Source organism: Flavobacterium circumlabens (assembly GCF_004345565.1).
In the GTDB taxonomy this organism is placed as follows: Bacteria; Bacteroidota; Bacteroidia; order Flavobacteriales; family Flavobacteriaceae; genus Flavobacterium; species Flavobacterium circumlabens.
In genome coordinates, this window is record NZ_SLWA01000005.1 from 316,319 (window position 1) to 339,716 (window position 23,398).

The 23,398-nt window shown below is 36.5% G+C and carries 24 protein-coding genes, 1 tRNA gene and 1 pseudogene; 16 read left to right on the top strand and 10 right to left on the bottom strand.

All coding sequences use genetic code 11. From position 1 onward, the window contains the following. Positions 1–205: 205 nt before the first annotated feature. The 11 genes and pseudogenes from EV142_RS14275 (at position 206) to EV142_RS14315 (ending at position 9,107) form a co-directional block, all read left to right on the top strand. Positions 206–1,225, top strand: coding sequence for an MBL fold metallo-hydrolase (locus EV142_RS14275; protein WP_132036533.1), 1,020 nt, complete (start codon positions 206–208; stop codon positions 1,223–1,225). A 36-nt stretch (positions 1,226–1,261) separates the two neighbouring features. Then, a complete protein-coding gene (locus EV142_RS14280) occupies positions 1,262–2,635 on the top strand; it encodes an alginate export family protein (RefSeq protein ID WP_132036534.1) in 1,374 nt (457 codons plus the stop codon). 50 nt (positions 2,636–2,685) lie between these two features. After that, entirely contained in the window at positions 2,686–3,159 is a 474-nt protein-coding gene (locus tag EV142_RS14285) for a nuclear transport factor 2 family protein (RefSeq protein ID WP_158286332.1), read from the top strand. A 178-nt stretch (positions 3,160–3,337) separates the two neighbouring features. Further along, complete coding sequence (locus EV142_RS14290) at positions 3,338–4,018, top strand: hydrolase (RefSeq protein WP_194100234.1); 681 nt, start codon at positions 3,338–3,340, stop codon at positions 4,016–4,018. Between the two features lie 104 nt (positions 4,019–4,122). Beyond that, positions 4,123–4,398, top strand: a pseudogene (locus EV142_RS24705) (alpha/beta fold hydrolase); the annotation flags it as partial. Between the two features lie 157 nt (positions 4,399–4,555). Beyond that, positions 4,556–4,810 (top strand): alpha/beta fold hydrolase, encoded by a 255-nt coding sequence (locus EV142_RS24710; RefSeq protein ID WP_371311641.1) that lies wholly within the window; start codon positions 4,556–4,558, stop codon positions 4,808–4,810. A gap of 23 nt (positions 4,811–4,833) precedes the next feature. Continuing rightward, on the top strand, positions 4,834–5,790 hold the full coding sequence (locus EV142_RS14300) for a polysaccharide deacetylase family protein (RefSeq protein ID WP_132036537.1): 957 nt from the start codon (positions 4,834–4,836) through the stop codon (positions 5,788–5,790). Between the two features lie 53 nt (positions 5,791–5,843). Beyond that, the gene (locus EV142_RS14305) at positions 5,844–6,950 is read left to right on the top strand and encodes an alkene reductase (protein WP_132036538.1); all 1,107 of its coding nucleotides are present in this window, start codon (positions 5,844–5,846) and stop codon (positions 6,948–6,950) included. A gap of 49 nt (positions 6,951–6,999) precedes the next feature. Further along, the gene (locus EV142_RS14310) at positions 7,000–7,845 is read left to right on the top strand and encodes an oxidoreductase (protein ID WP_132036539.1); all 846 of its coding nucleotides are present in this window, start codon (positions 7,000–7,002) and stop codon (positions 7,843–7,845) included. 324 nt (positions 7,846–8,169) lie between these two features. Next, positions 8,170–8,520: an alpha/beta fold hydrolase gene (locus EV142_RS24530; protein ID WP_202978505.1), complete on the top strand. Its 351-nt coding sequence runs from the start codon at positions 8,170–8,172 to the stop codon at positions 8,518–8,520. Positions 8,521–8,570: 50 nt separating this feature from the next. Then, positions 8,571–9,107 (top strand): alpha/beta hydrolase, encoded by a 537-nt coding sequence (locus tag EV142_RS14315; RefSeq protein ID WP_262710766.1) that lies wholly within the window; start codon positions 8,571–8,573, stop codon positions 9,105–9,107. A 137-nt stretch (positions 9,108–9,244) separates the two neighbouring features. On the opposite strand, the gene EV142_RS14320 is transcribed toward EV142_RS14315, so the two are convergent. Beyond that, a complete protein-coding gene (locus tag EV142_RS14320) occupies positions 9,245–9,502 on the bottom strand; it encodes a hypothetical protein (protein WP_132036540.1) in 258 nt (85 codons plus the stop codon). Between the two features lie 560 nt (positions 9,503–10,062). Here EV142_RS14320 and EV142_RS14325 point away from each other — a divergent pair. The 3 genes from EV142_RS14325 to EV142_RS14335 are packed head-to-tail and all read left to right on the top strand — an operon-like array spanning position 10,063 to position 15,275. Then, positions 10,063–10,500, top strand: a complete 438-nt coding sequence (locus EV142_RS14325) for a chemotaxis protein CheB (protein WP_132036541.1) — start codon at positions 10,063–10,065, stop codon at positions 10,498–10,500. Further along, complete coding sequence (locus tag EV142_RS14330) at positions 10,501–12,795, top strand: CheR family methyltransferase (protein ID WP_132036542.1); 2,295 nt, start codon at positions 10,501–10,503, stop codon at positions 12,793–12,795. Positions 12,796–12,830: 35 nt separating this feature from the next. Next, a complete protein-coding gene (locus EV142_RS14335) occupies positions 12,831–15,275 on the top strand; it encodes a PAS domain-containing protein (RefSeq protein WP_132036543.1) in 2,445 nt (814 codons plus the stop codon). Between the two features lie 31 nt (positions 15,276–15,306). Here EV142_RS14335 and EV142_RS14340 read toward each other — a convergent pair whose 3' ends face one another. The 5 genes from EV142_RS14340 to EV142_RS14365 form a co-directional block, all read right to left on the bottom strand. After that, on the bottom strand, positions 15,307–16,311 hold the full coding sequence (locus EV142_RS14340; protein WP_132036544.1) for a chemotaxis protein CheB: 1,005 nt from the start codon (positions 16,309–16,311) through the stop codon (positions 15,307–15,309). 486 nt (positions 16,312–16,797) lie between these two features. Further along, positions 16,798–17,043, bottom strand: a complete 246-nt coding sequence (locus tag EV142_RS14350; RefSeq protein ID WP_132036545.1) for a GIY-YIG nuclease family protein — start codon at positions 17,041–17,043, stop codon at positions 16,798–16,800. A 121-nt stretch (positions 17,044–17,164) separates the two neighbouring features. Continuing rightward, a complete protein-coding gene (locus EV142_RS14355; protein WP_132036546.1) occupies positions 17,165–17,419 on the bottom strand; it encodes a GIY-YIG nuclease family protein in 255 nt (84 codons plus the stop codon). Between the two features lie 111 nt (positions 17,420–17,530). Then, on the bottom strand, positions 17,531–17,785 hold the full coding sequence (locus EV142_RS14360; protein WP_132036547.1) for a GIY-YIG nuclease family protein: 255 nt from the start codon (positions 17,783–17,785) through the stop codon (positions 17,531–17,533). A gap of 58 nt (positions 17,786–17,843) precedes the next feature. Beyond that, positions 17,844–17,917: transfer RNA gene (locus tag EV142_RS14365), tRNA-Met, on the bottom strand. A 153-nt stretch (positions 17,918–18,070) separates the two neighbouring features. On the opposite strand from EV142_RS14365, the gene EV142_RS14370 reads away from it, so the two are divergent. Together EV142_RS14370 and EV142_RS14375 are read left to right on the top strand one after the other, a co-directional pair. Continuing rightward, the gene (locus tag EV142_RS14370; RefSeq protein WP_026984135.1) at positions 18,071–18,463 is read left to right on the top strand and encodes an START-like domain-containing protein; all 393 of its coding nucleotides are present in this window, start codon (positions 18,071–18,073) and stop codon (positions 18,461–18,463) included. A gap of 54 nt (positions 18,464–18,517) precedes the next feature. Next, positions 18,518–19,357 carry an aminotransferase class IV gene (locus EV142_RS14375; RefSeq protein ID WP_132036548.1) on the top strand — a complete coding sequence of 280 codons (840 nt, stop codon included), beginning with the start codon at positions 18,518–18,520 and terminating at the stop codon, positions 19,355–19,357. On the opposite strand, the gene EV142_RS14380 is transcribed toward EV142_RS14375, so the two are convergent. The 4 genes from EV142_RS14380 to EV142_RS14395 all read right to left on the bottom strand — a co-directional run bounded on the left by EV142_RS14380 (position 19,354) and on the right by EV142_RS14395 (position 23,338). Further along, complete coding sequence (locus EV142_RS14380) at positions 19,354–19,914, bottom strand: YqgE/AlgH family protein (protein ID WP_127339858.1); 561 nt, start codon at positions 19,912–19,914, stop codon at positions 19,354–19,356. The two genes, EV142_RS14375 and EV142_RS14380, sit on opposite strands and share 4 nt — an antisense overlap. A gap of 128 nt (positions 19,915–20,042) precedes the next feature. After that, positions 20,043–20,315 (bottom strand): HU family DNA-binding protein, encoded by a 273-nt coding sequence (locus tag EV142_RS14385; protein WP_012022249.1) that lies wholly within the window; start codon positions 20,313–20,315, stop codon positions 20,043–20,045. Positions 20,316–20,495: 180 nt separating this feature from the next. Beyond that, the gene (gene fmt / locus EV142_RS14390) at positions 20,496–21,443 is read right to left on the bottom strand and encodes a methionyl-tRNA formyltransferase (protein ID WP_132036549.1); all 948 of its coding nucleotides are present in this window, start codon (positions 21,441–21,443) and stop codon (positions 20,496–20,498) included. Beyond that, entirely contained in the window at positions 21,443–23,338 is a 1,896-nt protein-coding gene (locus EV142_RS14395) for a RecQ family ATP-dependent DNA helicase (protein WP_132036550.1), read from the bottom strand. The genes fmt and EV142_RS14395 overlap by 1 nt, the downstream gene beginning before the upstream one ends. Positions 23,339–23,398: the final 60 nt, after the last annotated feature.

The window sequence follows — 23,398 nt, forward strand, 5'->3', positions numbered from 1 at the left end:
ATTGCTGACACATAGAGATGTAAATTAAAATAATAGCCACAGATTAAAGGATTAAACAGATTTCAAAAATAAAATCTGCTCCATCTGCCAAATCTGCGTGAAAAACGAACACATACATTAAAATTTTAAAATCAATATTGATTATGTGTTTTAAACCAATTACATCCAATGAATTTAATCAAACAAAATCTATAAAATTCAGATCATGAAAATTCAAAAAATAATTTCAGGATTAACTATCATCATCTTGTGTGTGCTGACGAATACAGTGGCTTATGCACAATTTCCAATGCCCGATCACGTGCCCATTTGGGACGCCAACAAAGTGACTTTAAAGTTGCATAAAATTGCAGAGAATGTGTATGCAGTTTCACCAAGTACAACCGAAACAGAAACCACGAAAGGTATTGCGCAAGCCACTTCGGCAGGATTTATTGTGGGTGACAAAGGCGTGCTGCTTATTGAAACCATGCTGAGCAAAGGGCTATACGATCAGCTTTATAAATTGATTCGATCTGTAACGCCAAAGCCTATCGTTTATGCCATCAATACCAGCGATCACGGCGATCACTGTTTTGGAAATTATTTACTTCCGAAAGAAACCATTGTGATTCAGAATGAATTCTGCAAAGAGAATCTGGCTAAAAATTATGGCAATATCAAACAATTTATGATCATGCTTTTCGGAAAAGGAAGAGGTATTGAAGAAAGTGTTTACCGTTCCGCCGACATTACGATAGCGATTAACCAGACCCTGAAAATTGACATGGGAAAAGGCAATATTGTAGAGGTAATCAATGTAGGAACCGCACAATCTCCGGCAGATCTTTTTGTCTGTCTGAAATCGGCTTCCGGAAATGTATTATGGGCAGGAAATCCTTTTATTGCCGAAAGTCCAACTATTCCGTGGCTGTTTGACGGGTATTTTTTAGAACCGGTTCAAAACCTGAACAAAATTTACAATATGATTTCGGATAAGGATATTGTCGTTCCGGGACACGGACGTATTACCAATAAAGCCGGAATCAAATATACGATCGATTATGTAACCGCTTTGCAGACCAATGTGGAAAATGCCGTAAAAAAAGGACTCACTTTAGAAGAAACTAAAGCCACTGTAACGATGAAGGAATTTGATAAAGGGTATGAACTTTTTAACTGGCTGCATTTTAATTTCAATCTTCCGAATGCCTACAAGGATATCAAACAAAACGGAACTAAATAAAGAGTAATCAGCTGGTAATACTTTAAAATTTGATGTATGAAAAACAAGATACTATTACTGGTTTTGTTGATTTCAATAGCAGGATCTGCACAGCGCTATCCGGATTTTAAATCACTTCGATTTGATGAAAATTATAGTTTTCTTGAGAATGATACCGTAAGCAATGATTGGTACAAAACAGTGAAATTCCTGCCCGTTTCTTCTTCTAAAAAGACCTATATCAGTTTTGGGGGCGATATACGGTTTCAGTACTTCTATGCTAAAAATGAAAATTGGGGAGATGGCCCGCAGGATAACGATGGTTATGTTTTAGGAAGATATTTGTTTCATGCCGATTTCCATGCCGGAAAACACTTCAGAACTTTTGTTCAGGTGCAAAGCAGTATGGCTGACGGAAGAATTGATCCGAATCCTGTGGAACAGAATCCGCTTGAAGTGCATCAGGCATTTGCCGATTTCAAGATGATAGATGAGGGTAGTAAAAGACTGATTTTTAGACTAGGAAGGCAGGAACTCACTTACGGATCACAACGTTTGGTAGCGGTTAGGGAAGGGCCCAATAACAGACAGTCTTTTGATGGGATAAAAACGATTATAGCCAGAGAGAATGTTACAGCTGATTTGTTTTACACGCATTATGTAGTGGCACACGATGGTATTTTTGACGACGCATCCAATAAAGACAGACAACTATGGGGAAGTTATGTTGTCTTTAATAAAATACCAATTGTCAAAAATATTGATGTGTATTATTTGGGTTACCAAAGAGCAAATGCCGCCTTTAATGATGCAGCAGGAGAAGAAAAACGACATTCAATCGGAACCCGTATTTGGGGAAAAACGGAAAACTGGCGTTACGATGGTGAAGCCGTTTACCAGTTTGGGGATGTGGCCGAAAAAAGGATCAATGCCTGGACTGCTTCCGTGAATGCGGGATATCGTTTTAATGCCGTAAAATTTCGTCCGGAAATTGGCTTTAAGGCCGAGGTAATCAGCGGAGACAAAAAGGCAGGGGATTCCAGTCTGCAGACTTTCAATCCGCTTTTTCCAAGAGGCGCTTACTTCGGACTGGCTTCTGTAATCGGACCCTCCAATTTGATTGATTTTCATCCGTCGCTGAGTTTTGAAATTGCCAAAAATGTAGATTGGATTATTGACTATGATATGTTTTGGCGCTACAGCGGCTACGATGGTATTTACGCGCCAAATACGTCACTCATTTATCCCGGAGATACTACCACAGAAAAGAAAATCGGGAATCAGCTCGAAAGCGAAATCGTCTGGGAGCCTAATCAATATATTTATTTCAGGCTCGAAGCGACCTGGTTTAAAGCAGAAGATTATATCAAAGCATCCGGAACAGGTAAAAACATCTTCTTTACCGGACTCACGATGCAGCTTCACTTTTAAGCAAATTTAATCACACGAAAATTATGGAACAAACTGTAATACAATCAAAAATGAAAAAGGTACAATTAACAGCACTACTGCTGTTGATGAGTTTTTCGATACAGGCGCAGTTATATTCTGATGAAGAAATCAATACAAAGCAGACAGTAGATAAATTCTTTGGATATGTCGGAGCCAAAAATCCGGAAAAAATAGCCTCTATGGTTTCAGAAAACGTAGACTGGTACATTTTCGAATCGAAATATATGCCCTGGACAGGACACCGTTCTAAACGCGCAGAAATTTCGGAATTATTCAAAACGCTGTTCAGTTATTTTATTGATGGGAGCGAAAAACTGGAAGCCCGGTCCTTTTTATTGCGGGGTAATGAAGTAGCCGTATTTGGCACTGTAGAGCGAACGGTAAAGAAAACAGGTAAACATTTCAAGATGCCTCTGGCAATGCACATCACAGTGGAAAACAATCTGATAACCAAATTTTCACTGTACGAAGAAACATTAATTATTGAAAAAGCACTTCACTAAAAACAGAATTTAATATTTAGTGTAAAAACAAGGAGAAAGAGTTTTCAAATAAGAAAATTTCAAGATTCGATTGTTTTTGCCTTTTTGATTGTGATAATGGCTGCCACATCATTTTGTACAATAGAGGACAATAAAAGAATTAAAACCAAAATCAATGATAACCTAAAATTTATTTATTATGAAAAATTTACTCTCAGCAGTACTGTTTTTAGTTGCTGTTACAGGATTTTGCCAAAAGCCAGGTCCTGCATTGTTAAACCCGACCAATCATGCATTAGTATTGATAGATTATGAAGGTCAGATGGCTTTTGCAACCAGCAGTATTAGTATAGACCAATTACGAAACCATGTTGCATTGGTAGCAGGAGCATCCAAAATATTTGATATTCCTACTGTCGTGACTACCGTGGCCGAAAAATCATTCAGCGGACCTATGTTTCCTGAAATTTTAGAATTGTATCCGGAATCTACTTATATCGATCGTACTACGATGAACACCTGGGAAGATGTAAACGCCTATAAAGCCATTGTAGGCAAAAACAAGAAAAAACTGGTTTTTGGTGGCTTATGGACAAGCGTATGCATTGTTGGTCCGGCTCTGTCAGCCATTAGTGAAGGTTATGATGTCTATGTAATTACAGATGCCTGCGGAGACGTCAGTAAGGAATCGCATGATCAGGCTATCACACGTATGGTTCAGGCTGGCGCACATCCTATGACTTCTCTCCAATATCTGTTAGAACTTCAAAGAGACTGGTCAAGACAAGCAACTTATAAACCGGTAAATGATCTTGTGGTTAAATATGCCGGAGGTTATGGAGTAGGAGTACAATATGCACGTCAGATGGTGAAGCATTAAGAATGCACATTGTTTATTAATCATTTAAAACCAAAATCATGAAAAACAATTTACAAATGATAAAATTTCAACGTTCAAAATGGTTCTCCTTTTTGTTTGTGATAATGGCTGTCCTTTCGTTTAACACAGTAAATGCACAGCAAAAAGTAAAAAATATTGTCCTTATACACGGTGCTTTTGCCGATGGATCGGGTTGGGAAGGAGTTTATAGAATCCTTACCAAACATGGCTATAATGTAAGTGTTGTAGGGAATCCGAACACGGGACTGGCAGATGACGCAGAAGCAACCAGAAGAGTTTTGGAACGCCAGGATGGTCCGGCAATTTTGGTAGGACATTCTTACGGAGGTGCTATCATTACTGAAATCGGATTAGAAAAAAATGTAGCGGGACTTGTTTTTGTCGCGGCCTTCGTTCCGGATGCAGGAGAATCATTACTGCAGCTGGCACAATCTGGACCTCCCTCTCCAAATTCTGGTATTTTGCCTCCTCAAAGCGGGTTTTTGTGCCGATGTCAGTGCCGAAAAAGCAGCTTTTATGTACGATTCGCAAATTCCTGTGGCCTTTGCAGCTTTTCAGGCGCCCATTACCAAAGTCGCGTGGAAAACAAAACCAAGCTGGTATATAGTGGCTTCGGAGGATCAGACCGTGCCACCGGAAGGCCAGCGCTTTATGGCGAAGCGCGCCAATGCAAAAATTACGGAAATCAAAGGCAGTCATGTTGTTTTTATCTCACAGCCGGCCGCAGTTGCCGCAGTAATTGAAGAAGCGGCAAAAGGCGCTTTGAAATAAAGATAAATTTTAGTGAAACCACGATGAAGGACAGAAGAACATTTCTTAAACAAGCAAGCCTCGTTGGGCTTGCGGGATTGTTGCCAACAACTACATTGCTTGCAGGTGATTTCAAAGCAGAAACACTAGCCAGTGATAAAGATTCGGTGACCAGGTGGGCAGACGGATCACGTTTGGTCGTATCCTTGTCTATGCAGTTTGAAGCGGGAGGTCAGCCTGTAAATGCTGAGAGTCCATTTCCACAAAACATGCAAAAAGGATTCGTTGACCTTCCGGGGAAGACGTGGTATCAGTACGGGTACAAAGAAGGAATTCCAAGAATGCTCGACAATTGGGATAAGCTCGGAGTAAAAGTTACCTCTCACATGGTGGGGTCGGCAGTATTAAAAAATCCTGCTCTTGCAAAGGAAATTGTGGAAAGAGGGCATGAAGCTGCCGCTCACGGGATGGACTGGGCAACGCAATATTCTATGCCCTATGAAACTGAAAAAAAGTTCATCAGGGATGGTGCCGATGCTATAAAAAAAATAACCGGTTTTGAACCTGTGGGTTATAATGCCAATTGGTTAAGACGGGGTACCAATACACTCGAAATTTTGCAGGAACTTGGCTTTAAGTACCATATTGATGACTTAAGCCGTGATGAGCCTTTTTTAGTAAAGGTAAAGGGAACTGATTTTGCAGTGGTTCCATACACCATTCGCTGTAACGATATTGTATTGATAGAAGGAAAGAATTTTAGCGCAGATCAGTTTGCACGCCAGGTCATAATGGAATTTGACCAGCTTTACAGGGAATCTGAAAAGAAACGCAGGCAGATGTCTGTAAGTTTTCATGATCGCATAGGAGGTACACCACAAATGGTTGCCGCAACGACAGAAATCATCAGTTACATGCAGCGCCATAAGGGAGTTAGCTTTAGACGAAAAGACGAGATTGCCCAAATGGCTTATGAAGATAAGAATATCATAAGGGAATGATGATCCGGCTAAAAGCTAAGTTCTAATTTTTTAAAATAATAATCAGACCTAAAATGAAGTATCAGAAATTATTTCAGCAATACAACTTAAGCGGGAATCAATTGAAAAACCGTTTTCTAATGGCTCCAATGACCCGGTCAAGAGCTTCACATCCGGGTGATATTCCAAATGCTTTAATGGCCGAGTATTACGCTCAAAGAAGCACAGCCGGTATTATAATTACAGAAGCAACTCAGATTTCTTTGCAGGGAAAAGGCTATGCCAATACCCCGGGTGTTTACAGTAAACAGCAAATAGAAGGCTGGAAATTAATAACAGATGCCGTACATAAAAACGGAAGTATCCTATTTCTGCAATTATGGCATGTGGGCAGAGTCAGCAGTTCAAAAGTTAACGGATTGCAACCTATAGGACCTTCACCCTTAACAGCTCAAAACACAAATGTTTACATATTTGACGGCGCTCCAAACGGAGATGTAACTTTTGTTCCGGTAGAAGAACCCAGGGAAATGAATAAAATCGATATCAGTACTGTAATTAATGAATTTGTAGAAGGTGCTAAAAATGCGATTGAAGCCGGTTTTGACGGCGTTGAAATTCATGGCGCAAACGGTTATCTGATCGATCAGTTTTTACGAAGCAACAGTAATAAACGAACAGATGCGTATGGCGGAACCATGGAAAACAGAATTCGTTTGCTGATTGAAATTTCAAAAGCGGTAGCCGATGCAATCGGAAGAGAAAAAACAGGAGTAAGACTATCACCATTTATCAGCTTTAAGGATATGAGTGATCCTGAGATTTTGCAAACCATAATGCTTGCTGCAGCCGAATTAAACAAACTGGATCTTGCTTATATTCATCTTTGTGAGGTCGATTGGGATGATGCACCTCAAATTCCAATTGAGTTTAGAATGAAACTTAGGGATACTTTTAGCAATACCATTATTGCTACAGGAAATAAAACCCCTGAAGAAGCGGAGCAATTACTTCAGGATAATTTAGTCGATTTAATTGGCTTTGGAAGAAATTTTTTAACCAATCCGGATTATCCTGCTAAAGTAAAACAAAACCTGAGCTTAAATAAAATTTCAGACAATCACACTTTATTTGGCGGAGGTACGGCAAGAGGTTATACCGATTATCCCTTTATAAAATAAATGTTTTTTAGCTCTTTAACAGATAATAAAAACTTTAAATAAACAGATTATGAAAAATGAAAATAAAACATGGTTCATCACCGGAACTTCGCAGGGTATTGGACTTATTTTGGTGAAACAATTACTGAAGCAGGGATATAATGTTGCCGCAACAGCCAGAAATGCCGAAACGCTCAAAAAGGCTGTTGGCAGTTCATCATTGCAATTTCTTCCGTTACAGGTAGATTTAGTTGACGAAAAAAGTGTCAAACAAGCGGTAGAAACTACGGTTGCCCAGTTCGGTTCAATAGACTATTTAGTCAATAATGCCGGATATGGTCTGATAGGAGGAATCGAAGAAAGCTCAGATGCTGAAGTTCGAGCCAATTTTGATGTGAACGTTTTTGGTTTACTAAATGTAACCCGTGCGATTCTCCCTTATATGAGGCAAAAGAAATTGGGACATATCATTAATATCTCTTCTGTTTTTGGACTACTTGCAGGAGCAGGCTGGGGAATCTATTGCAGTACCAAATTTGCCGTTGAAGCTATTTCTGAAGCTTTAGTCCAGGAAGTAAAGCCTTTTGGCATAAAGGTTACCCTTATTGAACCCGGGTATGTGCGTACCAATTTCCTGAACAGTTCGTCCTTAATTGCATCAAAAAATCCGATAAGCGATTATACGGAAATACGCGAGGCAGTAAGAACACATCAGGAAGATCTTGGCGGGAAACAGTTAGGTGATCCTGAAAAAGTAGCCGCATTAATTCAACAGATAACCACACTGGAAGCGCCTCCACTTCATTTATTAACAGGATCTGACGCGTATCAGTTTGCTAATTATAAAATTGATTCGTTAAAAAATGAAATAGAAGCCAACAAAGAACGCACGTTCTCTACAGACTTTACAGCATAATTATTGCTTACTATTTATATTATTAATTATTGTGAAACATCAATTTCAAACAGCAGTTGAAATTGGTGTTTTTTTTTGAAACAGAGTACTTGTTAAAGTGTGAACTAAAACCATTTTAAAGTATAGGTCGCTTTTTTCTGATATTAAAAACAAATATTTAGATTTATTTATTCCTCCAAAACAAGCAAATGCTTATAAAATAAGGCTTCCCGATTACTAAAATTTCAGCATTTTAATTTTAACGAACTATTAACAGAAATAATAACGGAACGATCGTTCCGTTATTGTAAATTTGTCCCATAAATATTTAAACACAATATAAAAATGAAAACAATAATTAGAAATTTAGCCATGCTTTCAGGAGCATTTTTAATGGGGATTAGTTTACACGCACAAGATAAACCGGTAGAAGCTGCTAACCCGCCAGCCAACTTTAAACACGCAACTGTAAAAGTGAATAATGTTGACATTCATTACGTAATTGGTGGTAAAGGGGAACCATTGGTATTAATTCACGGTTTTGGTCAAAACTGGTATATGTGGAACAGACTTTTACCGGAACTATCCAAACATTTTACATTTATTGCTCCGGACTTAAGAGGAGTAGGGGAATCAGGCAAACCTGATAGCGGTTACGATAAAAAAACAATGGCATCAGACATTCTGAACTCGTAAAAAAATTAGGTTACAAAAGCATCAATTTAGCGGGACATGATATTGGTCTCATGGTAGCTTATGCCTATGCAGCACAATATCCAAACGAAGTAAAAAAATTAGCCTTAATGGATGCTTTGCTTCCGGGAATTGAGCCTGTATGGTCGCAGGTTTCAGCGTCAGCATGGTGGTTTGGATTTTTCAGCTGGCAGCCTTCAGGATCTATTGTATCCGGAAAAGAAAAAGAATTTTTAACCGGATTTTGGCATGTAGTAGCTTTCGCGAAAGATTCTTTTACAAAAGAAGAATCAGCTGAGTTTATCCGTGCATACTCTTTAAACGGTGTCATAACAGGAAGTTTCCGTTGGTTTGGGGCTTTTTCACAAGATGCAAAAGATAATGTTGAATTGATGAAAACGAAATTAAATATGCCAGTGCTCACGATGGGAGGACAGTATTTTGCTGCAGCATTTTTAAAAGAGCATACAAAAATTGTAGCCAACGATGTGCACGAAACGAATATTCCAAATTCAGGACACTGGCTGGTACAAGAGAATACTGCCGCTGTACAAAAAGGGTTATTAGAGTTTTTTCTTGAAAAAAAATAATTTTTACAAGAGTCAAAAACTGCAGCCGTTATTAAGTAATAGTAATAACGGCTGCAGTTTTTTTATCACTGATTAATGATTTTTTTACTGTTCTTATTCAGCCTGATTGCTCATTAATTGTTTTAATGTAATCTATATTATTTTTCCTCTTCTAAATCGTCAACGGCCGAAATCTGATCCAGAATATTCGTTTGGTTGGGCGAGATGTAGTTTTTTGTCTCGGCGGGAGTTTCTTTCTTAAAAAGCATATCCAAGGCATTGTATAGTCTTAATAAAACATCTCTGTCTTCTTTTTCAATCTCCAAAGCGGTATTAAAATTAAAAACATAATTATTCGAATTGCGTACTTCTACTTTTATCGTTTTTGAGGTGATTTTAAATTTGACTATATCCATATTGTTTCTTGTTTTTTAGCTGGTATTTGACTTATTCTTAATAAGTTCTGTTTTCTCGTTTTTTCCGCAGATAGTGAAGAAAAGATTCCAAATAGGGATGAGATTTCACAAAGGTAATATTCTTTACTAGCTTTTTGAAAATCAATAATTCAAAATTAATTTTTTATCCAATCAAAAATATACTAAAAAATAACTTTTCGCATATAATTTATCAGTAATAAGCATTGTATGAGATAAATGAGTAGATATTAAATTAATGTATCGGTGCTTAAATGATATTTTTATTTTGGTGTGCGTGAAAGATTTTCCAAAAATACCATCGAGCAATTTTTAAAAAACAGGTAAAAAATGAGATTTAGTATAGCTTGAATTCTGATGGTGTAGCGCAACTAAAAATGCTTATAAGGAAGATGCAAATTCAACGCATAATAAATACAGGACAAATTATTGGACAACTAAATTCTTTTATTGCCTTCTAGTCACATTTAATAGGGTTCCTATAATATTAGTCGTACATTTGATACCCCTGCTATTTCGCAAAAAAATCCTAATCTAAGTTTATGAGTAATGAAGAACCAAACTATATTGTTGCAATCGGTGCTTCTGCTGGCGGCTTAGAAGAAATAAACACTTTTTTTGAGCGTACGCCGCATGATGGCATATCCTATATTATTGTACAACACTTGTCTTCGGATTTTAAGAGTGCAATGGTAGAACTGTTGTCTAAACACAGCAGTTTGTTAGTGAAAGAAGCGAAAGAAGGAATGGAAGTTTATAAAAATGTAGTCTACCTTATTCCCAATGATAAGTTTATGGGAATCAAAAACAATAAACTCCAGTTAACGGATAAGGATAAAATAAAAGGGCCACATCTTACTATTAATACTTTTTTTAATGCCCTTGCCATCGACAACGGTAAAAAAGCAATTGGAATCGTTCTCTCCGGTTTAGGGTCTGATGGTAGTGAAGGTATAAGAGCCATAAAAGAAGCAGGCTGAATGACCATTGCCAGAAATCCACAAAATACCGAATTCAGCAGTATGCCCGAGCAGGCTATTGCCACAGATATGATCGATTACATTCTGGAACCTCAGTTTATGCCGGATGTTATTGCAGCGTATGTAAAAAGTAATGATGAAGTATCAGAGAATACCAAAGCTGATAAGAGTAACATCACTGAAATTATTGATTATATCCATCAGAATTTACCATTTGATTTTTCAGATTATAAAGATACGACCATACTCCGCAGAACCAAAAGAAGAGCGGCGGCACTCAATATTTACGACCTGAAGGATTATTTATTATTTCTAAAAGAAAATCCGGAAGAACTCAAAGTATTGGCAAAAGATTATTTAATCAGCGTTACTTCATTTTTTCGCGACACAGAGGCTTTCGATCTGATCGAGAAAACTATTTTACCAAGAATATTAGAAAATCTTAATCCACGTGATGAAATTAAATTGTGGGTCGCAGGTTGTGCAACAGGAGAAGAAGCGTATTCAATTGCTATTCTCTTAAATGAATTGCTGGTTGGGAGATTTAAAGATACAGTGGTAAAGATTTTTGCAACAGATATCGATTCCGCAGCATTGCTTTATGCCGGAAAAGGAGCTTACAGCGCTGATCGCATTAATGGTATCAGTGCAAAGAGGCTCAGTGAATATTTTAATTTTGACGGAAAAAATTACATTGTAAAGCCGGAAATTCGCAAGATGCTGATATTTGCACAACACGATCTTGTCAAAAATCCTCCCTATTGCAACATGCATTTTATAAGCTGCCGTAATTTGCTGATTTACATGACGCCAATTCTTCAGAAAAAAATCTATGCTATGTTATTGTTTGGTCTTAAAACCAATGGCTTTCTGTTTTTAGGTTCAAGTGAAAATCCGCTAACCATTATAGATAATTTAGAGGTAGTTAATAAAAAATGGCGGATTTATAAGAGTCTGAAGGATAAGCGGACTGTTAACTTTGATACGTTTGCCCTGCCGGAACTTAGTACCTATCGACAGACGACAGCCATCAAAGACGATCCCTCCAAGAATATGAATACTACTTTTACAGAGACCGTTAATAGCTTAATAGCAAATTATATCGGGTATCTGGCGATTTGCGTTGATATCGAGAATACGGTAATCAAATCTTATGGCAATACATCAAAATATCTTTTGCCACAAAATTTCAATACCAATTTGCCGGAATTACTGCCCCGATCTTTAGCCGTTGCTTACAATACGCTGAGTAAAGAAGTTCTGAAAACGGAACAATTTGCAAGTGCAAAAGGTATCATTTTTAAACTCAATGATATCGTTATGGAAGTCAATCTTTCCGTAGGCCCTGTTAATATTGATGGTGGAAAACAGAAAGGACTCATTGTTATTTTTAATGACGATAAAACTACAAGTTCCGATAAGGATAAATACCCCTTATTTAACGAAGTAGAATATAATAACAAATATACCGAAGCGCTCGAAGAAGAACTGGTAGAAGTAAAAAGCCAACTTCAGGACGCACATGATAAACTGTCGGCTTCGAATGAAAATATGCAGTCTTTTAATGAAGAATTAATTTCAGCCAACGAAGAAATGCAAAGCACCAACGAGGAAATGCAGTCTGTTAACGAAGAGCTTCATACCATAAATGCGGATTATCAGTTGAAAAATAAAGAACTCGCTGAAATCAATGACGATCTTAATAATTATTTCAGAAGTAATATAAACGGACAAATTTTTATCGACAGTAATCTGAGATTAATGAAATACTCCCCTGGTGCCGTTAAACATATTAATTTGGTAAATACTGATATTGGACGTCCAATTCACCATATTTCAACAAATATAAAATTTGATACAATTGTAGAAGATACCAAAGCTGTAATTGAAAAAAGCACCATGATTACCAGGGAAATAGAGGCCAACAACGGAAAATGGTATCAGGTTATGATTATGCCTTATCTACAGGCAGGCAATAAAATTAACGGAGCGATTATTACTTTTAATGATATCAGCGAACTTAAAAACACGCAGTCTGAACTCCATAGTAAAAATGAAATTTTGCTGCGTATGAATAAGGAACTGGAATATATAAAAAAGACGGCAACAAACGATATTGCAATTCCTCTGACTGACATTGAAAATAGAATTAAAAACCTGAAAGATCTAAAATCTTCTGATGTTGACGTTGCGGAATTACTTTCGATCATAGACAGTTCAGTTCAGACACTTCGAGGTCTTGCAACTGATCTAGCCCGTAAAGTTCCAATTAAACACGACAGTGGATTAAACTAAATGACGACACGCGACAACTGATAAATATTTAAAACATGAGCAACGCAAATCTGGATTTCCTTTCACCACACAGTGAAATAGCGAAGCTTATACGCGATAAAGATTGGAGTAATAATCCGATTGGCAAGGCAGACTTATGGCCGCCTGTTTTAAAGTCAGCATTGATAATTATTTCAAACTCAAAATTACCAACAGTACTATTTTGGGGAAATGAGCTTGTTGTTTTCTACAATGATACTTTTTTGGAAATCCTGGATTCAAACGAGAAAGAAAAGTTTTCTTTTGGAGAACCCTTTAAAAATAATTCGGATAAGGAGTGGGAATTTATAGAACCGATACTTAAAAATATTCTTCTGCAGGGTAATACGGTTTTCTATGAAAATCAAATATTTGAAGTTTTTTTAGCTGGAAAAAATAATATTCCCTATACCGTTAGTTGCAATCCCATTAGTGATGAATTAGGAAAAACGGCAGGTATTACAGTGAGTTTTATAACAACTTCAGGAAACGAAAAAAACAAATTAGCAAAAAATATTGAACGCTATTCTGCGACTCAAAGTGTGAGGGAATTTCGCAAAATTGTAGCAGAATCATCTATTCCCATTGCAATTCTCCGGGGACCAAATCATATTATTGAGAATGTTAACAGCGCTATGTTCCAAACTGTCTTTCAAAAAGAAAGCAAAGGAATTTTTGGTAAGACACTTATTGAGGTTTTTCCGAATATGCGCGATCAGAAATATCCCGATTTACTTGATGAGGTTTTTAAAAGCGGTCTTATTAAGAAGGAGAAAGAAGCAGAAATTTATGTTTTGTATGAAGGAGAGCGGTATAAATTCTATTTTGATTTTGAATTTACGCCTTTACTGCAGGCCGATGGGAATACTTCAGGAATTATGGTCATCATATACGACGTAACTGAAAAAGTGGAAGCACGCAAAAAAGCAGAAGATGCAGAAGAGCGGGCAACGCTTGCTGCGGAAATTGCAGAAATTGCCACCTGGGATCTCAATCTACAAACGCATCAGTTGATACATTCTGCCAGTCTGGCTACAACTTTTGGTTATCTGCCATCCGTAAAAATGTCCTATATTCAAATGTTAGAGCATATTGACCCTGCCGATCTGACGGATATTGTCAACAAAGCCTTTGAGGAAGCTATGAATACGGGTTACTACAAATACGTAGTTCGCATTAATAAAGCAGATGGGGAAGCCAGGTGGATTAAATCGCACGGTAAAATTTTTATGGATGATACTGGTGAGCCATTGAAAATGATCGGAACCATCCTTGACATAACAAATGAGAGAGAACGTGAAGATCTTCTTTTAGGAAGGGAACAGAAATTCAGAATGCTGGCCGATTCCGTACCACAACTCATCTGGACTGCTGATTCTCAGGGAAATTTCAACTATTTTAATTTATCAGTTTATAAGTATACGGGATTAGCCGAAAGTGAGATGAGCCAGGGAGGATTGTTATCCCTTATACATAAAGAGGATAGGGATCAATTTATGAAATTATGGTCTGCTGCTATTGGGGCAGGGACTGATTTATCGATAGAGCACCGCTTACTTAATGTTAAAGGTCAATACAGGTGGCATCTTAGCCATGCCTCCGCACAAAAAGATATTCTCGGCAATATCCAGATTTGGGTAGGTACGAGTCATGATATACAGAATCAAAAAACTTTTACCAATGAACTTGAAAAACAGGTCCACGAACGTACTACCGAATTAATGACTAAAAATGGAGATCTGGTCAAAATGAATATAGAATTACGATCTTTCGCGTATGTTTCGAGTCATGACTTACAAGAGCCTTTACGGAAAATCCAGATGTTTATCAGCCGTTTAGAAGATACAGAAGAAGATGCATTTACAGAAAATGCAAAAGAATATTTTACAAGGATTAAAGTTGCTGCAAGTAGAATGCAGACCCTTATTGTAGATCTTCTGGACTATTCGAGAACAAATACGTTAGATAAAATATTTGTGAATACCAATTTGGAAGATCTTGTTAAAGAAGTTATAAATGATTACAAAGAAATCATTGAAGAGAAAAATGCCGTAATTGAATTTTTTGATCTATCCGAAGTAAGAGGAATCCCTTTCCAGTTAAGACAGCTTTTTAGTAATCTGATAGGTAATTCTTTAAAATTTACCAGAAAAGGTATTTCGCCTCATATTATAATCAAAAGGGTAAATATTAAGGAAAAAGAAATAAACGCGCAGTCTGAAAATCCGGAAAGAAACTATTGCCATATTTGTTTTTCAGATAATGGAATAGGATTTGAAACCGAATATGAAACACGAATTTTTGAAATCTTTCGCCGTTTGCATGATAATGTAGAATTTAAGGGAACCGGTATTGGACTGGCGATCGTTAAAAAAATTGTTGAAAATCACGAAGGTATTATTACCGCTAAAGGAACTAAAGGAAAAGGAGCACAATTTAATATTTATATCCCTATACTCTAAAAATTTTGAAGTTCTTTCAGGAATTATTAAATCATACGGCAGAATCCGTTACGCTAGCCTCATCGTTACTCAATAAAATGGCTCTTATTCTGTCGATATGTATCTGTGACATTTTGGACCTCTCTTTAGCAGAGGTCGCTGTGGCTCCTTTTTGATCCTGCGCGATCGTAGTGAGAAGATTTTTTCTTTCTTCAAACATTCTTAAAGCAGTCCACATCGTTTCTTCAATTTTCATAGTTTGTTCCGTCAGTAAAGTGGCAGCAGTATAAGCATGACCCGTGTGACATCTGTACCGCAAATCAGGTCCTTTATTCATTTTCCATAAAACACCTCCGCAGCCGGGGCAGTTAAAAGGAACTTGTTCTCCTAGTGAATTAACGGAAGGCAAGTCACTTAACACACGTTTTGCGATTTGAACCTCTTTGGTAATGTCTTCCGGAATTGCTACCTGTTTTTTAGATTTTCTTGCGACTAAAGTCGAAAGTATACCGCCCATTTCGGCTATGGGTATGCAATAATCCGGTTTTATTTGATTTAGTGCGTTTTTAGGCATGTCCGGATAATCGGCATCTGCCGGATCCTGAATAATGCAAATGCCTCCGCACCTTTGAATGGCAATTAAACCCGAGGTTCCATCATCCAGATATCCAGTTAAAAGAATTCCAATGGTACGGTTGCCGAAAGAAGTGGCTGCCGACCTGAATAAAGGGTCTATTGCAGGGCGCGAACGATTTTCCTGTGCACCTTTAGTGATCAGTATAGAACCATTTTCTTCAATCATCAGGTGATTATCGGAAGGAGCAAGATATATTTGACCAGATTTAATTTTTTCCCCCTGTGTAGCATGAATGCATTTGAGTTTGCCAATTTTATTTAATTCATTTAGCAATGCGTCGCCTGTAGCATCTGACGATAGATGCTGTACAATCAGTAAAGGGGCAGGAAAATCTTTTGGCAGTTGTTCTATTAAGGCTGTTAACGCCTTCATTCCTCCGGCAGAAGTTCCAACAACAACTATAAATTCGTTTTCTTTCATGATTTCTAATTAATTATAGAATTTTAATTCCCGGTTGTTATTTTAAAATTTCAGTTAAAGGCGATTTGCAATACTCTGCTTAATACCTATTAAAATTATGAACTTGTTAAGTTCTTAGAAGATATCACCTAAAAATCGATGAATTTACTATTGTTTCGATGTTATTATTTGCAGCTGGAATTTAGGCAACTGGTTTTGCGTTTTACAGTTACAAGGTCTCCATTCTTTGTGATGTCTAAAGTATTATATTTTTCAATAGAATAGTTACACAACAATTACAATGTGTTTCAAGATTAAAGGGTGTTGCGAGTAAAACCAGTGTAGTTTTTATTAAATGTTTCAGAATAAAGAATATAGACAACAAATTCTTCCATAAGTAATTGTTATAAACGAAAAAAACACCAACTTTTCAGTGGTGTTTTTTTATTTTGTAGCGAGGACGGGAGTTGAACCCGTGTCCGCCGCGGCGGATTAGAATCCGTTATTTTATAAGTTACTGATAAGGTTTTTAATAAATTCCCGTCCAATTCCTGTTTTTAGGTATTTTTCTCTTTTCATCGCTTCAGATTTAGAGGAGAAAAACTCAACGTGAATCACCATCCAGGGTCTGAATTTTACAGTGTATCCTTTTGTTCCAAGATGATTATGAGATTTAAACCTTTCCATTAGATTTGATGTAAAACCAGTGTAGTTTTTATTAAATGTTTCAGAGTAAAGAATATAGACAACAATTCTTCCATAAGTAAATTGTTATAAACGAAAAAAACACCAACTTTTCAGTGGTGTTTTTTTATTTTGTAGCGAGGACGGGAGTTGAACCCGTGTCCGCCGCGGCGGATTAGAATCCGTTATTTTATAAGTTATTGATAAGGTTTTTAATAAATTCCCGTCCAATTCCTGTTTTTAGGTATTTTTCTCTTTTCATCGCTTCCGATTTAGAGGAGAAAAACTCAACGTGAATCACCATCCAGGGTCTGAATTTTAAAGTGTATCCTTTTGTTCCAAGATGATTATGAGATTTAAACCTTTCCATTAGATTTGATGTAAAACCAGTGTAGTTTTTATTAAATGTTTCAGAGTAAAGAATATAGACAACAAATTCTTCCATAAGTAAATTGTTATAAACGAAAAAAACACCAACTTTTCAGTGGTGTTTTTTTATTTTGTAGCGAGGACGGGAGTTGAACCCGTGTCCGCCGCGGCGGATTAGAATCCGTATTTATAAGTTATTGATAAGGTTTTGAATAAATTCCCGTCCAATTCCTGTTTTTAGGTATTTTTCTCTTTTCATCGCTTCAGATTTAGAGGAGAAAAACTCAACGTGAATCACCATCCAGGGTCTGAATTTTACAGTGTATCCTTTTGTTCCAAGATAATTATGAGATTTAAACCTTTCCATTAGATTTGATGTAAATCCAGTGTAGTTTTTATTAAATGTTTCAGAATAAAGAACATAGACAACAAATTCTTCCATAAGTAAATTGTTATAAACGAAAAAAACACCAACTTTTCAGTGGTGTTTTTTTATTTTGTAGCGAGGACGGGAGTTGAACCCGTGACCTCAGGGTTATGAATCCTGCGCTCTAACCAACTGAGCTACCTCGCCAAAATTGCAAGCGAACCGTGTTCCTCATTGCGGGTGCAAATATAAAAATAATATTAGAGCTTACAAGCATAAAATGAAGAAAAAAAAATATTTTTAAAAACGCATTGTTTTCGGACATATATTCTTATATTTCGAAAAAATTAAAAGTAGCACATGGATCCAAAAATACGTTACGAAATCGAGTTTCCTATAAATTCTTCGCCGCAATTATTATATCAATATATATCCACTCCGTCGGGTTTATCAGAATGGTTCGCTGATAATGTAAACTCAAGAGGGGAATTTTTCACTTTTATCTGGAATGATTCGCAGGAAAAAGCGCGTCTGGCTTCTAAAAAAACAGGTGAAAAAGTAAAGTTTAAATGGGTAGATGAAAGCAGTAAGGATACCGAATACTTTTTTGAACTTCATATCCTGGTCGATGAACTGACTAAAGATGTGTCCTTAATGGTAGTTGATTTCGCTGAAAAAGAAGAAGTGGGCGAAGCTAAACAATTGTGGGAGAATCAAATCTCAGACTTGAAACATCTTATAGGATCTGTTTAGTAAAAGTCTATTTAATGCCTTATATTTGCCCTGAACAAAATTCAGGGTTTTTTTATGATCAATTTTAACGGAAACATAGTGGAGCAGGAAGAGAATATATTAACTCAAAATCGTGCTTTTTTGTATGGTGATGGTGTTTTTGAAACGCTAAAAATAATCAACAGCAAAATATTGTTTCTCGAAGATCATTATTTCAGGTTAATGGCTTCAATGCGTGTGGTCAGAATGGAAATTCCCATGAATTTCACCATGGAATACCTGGAAGAGCAAGTTTTAAAAGTGGTGAAGGAAAATGGATTTTCGGCCTCAGCAAGAGCGAGAATTACTGTTTTTAGAAAGGATGGAGGTTTGTATTTGCCAAAAACAAACGAAGTTTCATTTTTAATTCACACAACTGCACTTGAAAACACGTCATACGTCTTAAATACAGCTCCTTATGAGGTTGATTTGTATAAAGATTTCTATGTGACCAAACAATTATTATCGTCCATTAAAACGACTAATAAACTGATTAATGTTACCGGAAGTATTTTTGCTCACGAAAATGGTTTGGATAATTGCATTTTGGTAAATGATACTAAAAATGTTGTTGAGGTATTACAGGGAAATTTATTTATGGTTATGGGTAAAAAACTGATCACCCCGCCAATTTCAGAAGGTTGTCTGAATGGAGTAATGCGTAAACAGATTTTAGCTCTGGCTAAGAAAACAGAAGGCATAGAAGTAAGTGAAGAAATAATTTCTCCGTTCGATCTTCAAAAAGCAGACGAATTATTTCTGACAAATGTAATCACAGGGATACAACCGATAAGTAAATATCGAAAAAAAGAATTTACAAACAGTCTGGCTCATTTATTAGTGCAGAAGCTGAATGAATCTATATCTGAAAATTAATTCAGATATGGATTTTCAGGTGCATTCGACCAAATAAGATAATCTCCGCCCAACTCAATTATTTGTTCTTTCCAAAAATGAGTGGTGGATTTTCCGATAATTTTATTCTTGTAATTATTATCGGCAATGATCCAGGAGTTTCCCTGCATTTCACTTTCAAGCTGATTTTCATCCCAACCGGTATACCCTAAGAAAAAACGAATATTATTTTTGTTAATAGATCCGTCATTTATTAAGTCTTTGGTCGATTCGAAATCACCTCCCCAATAAATTCCATTAGAAATCTCCACACTATTCGGGATTAACTCTGGAATATTGTGAATGAAATAAAGATTGTCCTGCTCTACAGGACCTCCATTATATATCTTAAAGCTAGCATCAATTTCAGGAATTAAGTCATTAATTGTATATTTTAATGGCTTGTTTATTATAAATCCTATTGATCCTTCTTTGTTATGGTCTGCTAATAAAATTACCGATCTGTTAAAAGATAAATCTCCAATTATTGAAGGCTCGGCAATAAGCAGGTGTCCTTTTTTTAATTTTTCTGAAATCATACGGCTACAATTTTTATTAAATTTAATCATAAAATTTTTAAAATCCCAAATAAAATCGTTAAACCGCACAAAAAAACCCTCCATGAGGAGGGTTTTAATTATATTATAAGTTTAGAGAACTTTCTTACTTAGTTCACTGCACCTTCTAATTCAGCACCAGCTTTAAATTTCACTACATTTTTAGCAGCGATTTTGATAGTTTTTCCAGTTTGTGGATTTCTACCGTCTCTAGCAGCTCTAGCAGATACTGACCATGATCCGAAACCTACTAGTGAAATTCTTCCTCCTTTTTTCAAAGTAGTCCCTACATTACCTAAAAAAGACTCTAAAGCTAATTTAGCCGCAGCTTTTGTAATTCCTGCATCAGCAGCGATAGCATCGATTAATTCTGATTTGTTCATAATTATTAGTTATTAATTGTTGGTTAAAAAAAAATTGTTAATACACAAATTTAGTAGGAAATCCGTTCCTTGCAAGTGTTTTCTTTAAATTTAGCAAAAATTGTTAATAACTTACTTTTTTTGTTCATAAAGCGTGTTATTTGTGGCTTAAAACAGGTAAAAACCCCTGTTTTATTGACCTTAATAGACCTTTGCTGTTTCCGAAAAAGTAATCCCGTTTAGCAATTCTGCTACCTGCATTCTCTTTTTTCCGGGTAATTGTAAACTTAAAAGCTGAACAAAACCATTTGCAATAGCAATTTTGATTTCTTTTTTGCTGCTGATCAGGCTTCCAATTTCATGGGAATGAGCTTCCTCAATCAGTTTTGCCTCATATATTTTAATACTTAATTCTTCGTTTTTGTCTTTTAAGAAACACCATGATGCCGGATAAGGACTTAATCCTCGAATCAGATTGTTGATTTCATCTCCGGATTTCGTCCAGTCGATTTTGCAATTTTCTTTGTTGAGTTTATAAGCGGTTTTAATTTCAGCATTGTCTTCTTGAATTGTCGTCGTCACATTTCCTTTTTCAATAATCTGCAAAGTATCAATTACCGTCTGACTTCCTAAATGCATTAATCGGTCGTGTAATTGTCCGGCATTTTCTGCTGGTTCAATTGCAATCTCCGAATTTAAGATCATCGCTCCCGTATCTATTTTATCATCTATAAAAAAAGTAGTGACGCCGGTTTTGGTTTCTCCATTAATAATAGCCCAGTTAATGGGTGCCGCGCCACGATAATCGGGTAATAAAGAGGCATGAAGATTAAAGGTTCCCAGGCTTGGCATTTCCCAGACTACTTTTGGTAGCATTCTGAAGGCAACTACAATTTGTAAATTCGCATTTAAGGATTTTAGTTCTTCCAGAAAACTTTCGTCTTTTAGGCTTGTGGGTTGTAATAAAGTTAAATCATTTGCTAGTGCATATTCTTTTACGGCAGAGTATTTTATTTTTTGTCCGCGTCCCGCAGGTTTATCTGCAGCCGTGATAACGCCTACAACATCGTAATTGTTTTTGATAATGGTGTCCAGAATGCCAACAGCAAATTCGGGAGTTCCCATAAATATGATTCTTAATTTTTCCATTATAATTTTAAAGTGTATGTATTATTCGGTTGTATGATGATATAGTTGTTTTCTAATAATTCCTGAAGTGCCGGAATAACAACGTCGGTATCCAGTTTGATCTGACTCTGAATTTCCCTCGAAGTTAAAGAGGCTGATTTTAATAAAGAAAGAATCTTATCCGCTATCGAATCCGCTTCGGTTATTTTGCCTTTTTTGGCAATACAATAGGAACAAACTCCGCAATTGGATTCTGTTTTTTCTCCAAAATAATCCAGAATCAATCTGTTTTTACAGGTTTTATCTTCTTTTATATAATGAAGAACAGATAAAAGCTGGTCTTTTTTAAGTTGATTTTGCCTTTCCAGATATTTTGACACTCTGTTTATCGTGAGCTCATCTTCACGGACTTCATTAAATAAGATAGTTGCGTCGTTGTTTTTGGATTTATATTCGATAATCTCTTTTTCTTGTAATTTTTCTAACACAACAGTAACTTGTTCTTCGGTATGATGTGATTTTTTGGCAATTAAGGAAAGATTAAAAGGGACTTTCATTTCATAAATTCCGGGATAAGTTCTCAATATCGCCAGAACAATTTCTTCATCGTTCGGATTCAGACTTATGTAGCGAATCACTTCTTTGGATTCGATTAAAAATTGCATGGTAATCTTTTCAGAGAATTCCTGTGACATCGTAATAATTCCCTGCTGATTCAGAAACTGCAAAGCATTATAGGTTTTTAGGGTTGAGAAATCATATTTCTGGCAAAAATGATTCAGCTTAAACGAAAACGAATCATTAATACCTTCGCCATAAGCAATCTGAAAATAATTGCAGAGTTTGACATAGATGGCATTCAGGAATTTTTTATCAGGTAAAATACTTAAAAACTGCTGTTCGGTTTGATTGATATCTGAAGAACTGGTGAGTAAAACGGCAAATGATTTACCGCCATTTCGTCCCGCTCTTCCGGATTCCTGATAATAATTTTCAATGTTTTCAGGAAGCTGGGTGTGAATCACTGTTTTTACATTATCCTTGTCAATTCCCATTCCAAACGCATTGGTAGCCACAATTACCTGCGCTTGTTCCGACATCCACAATTGCATGTTTTTGTCTTTTTCCTTAGACGAAAGGCCGCCATGATAATAAGTTGCCTTAAAGCCCAGCGATTGTAATTGTGTCGAGATGTTCAGGCAGGATTTTCTGTTTCGTACATATATAATGGAAGGCTGTGGATTTTTCTTGAGGATTTGCTCAACACGATACAGTTTGTCTTCAACATTAAACACCATGTAAGCAATATTTTCCCTGGCAAAAGACTGCTGAAAAAATGCAGTATCTTTTAGTCCGAGTTCTTTTTTTATGTCTTCAATAACTCTCGGAGTAGCCGTTGCTGTCAGCGCCAGAAAGGGAATTTTAGGAAAGAACTTTTTTAGTTCTGAAATTTTCAGGTAAGCGGGACGAAAATCATGGCCCCATTGCGAAACACAATGCGCTTCATCAATTGCAATTAAATTTATGGGCAGATTTTTAATGCGTTCCAGAATCCAGTCCGATTGCAGTCTTTCGGGGGAGAGGTATAAAAATTTATAATTTCCGAACTGGCAATTGTCCAGTAAATCAATGATTTCTTCAGTGTGAATTCCTCCGGTAAGGGCAATAGCTTTGATTTCTCTTTTTTGTAAATTAGCCACCTGATCTTTCATCAGTGCAACCAAAGGTGAAACTACAAGGCAGATTCCGTCCTGCATCATGGCGGGAACCTGAAAACAGATTGATTTTCCGCCGCCGGTTGGCAGTAAGGCAAAAGTATCCTGACCATTCAGAACCGAATCAATTATTTCTTTTTGAAGTGGTCTGAAACCGTCGTGTTTCCAGTATTTTAAAAGAATTTCCTGTGCTTCCGGCATTGGTCTTGTTTTAAAGTTAAAAAATTTAGAAAGCAGTTTCTAGTTTTGCAACTTTAAAAC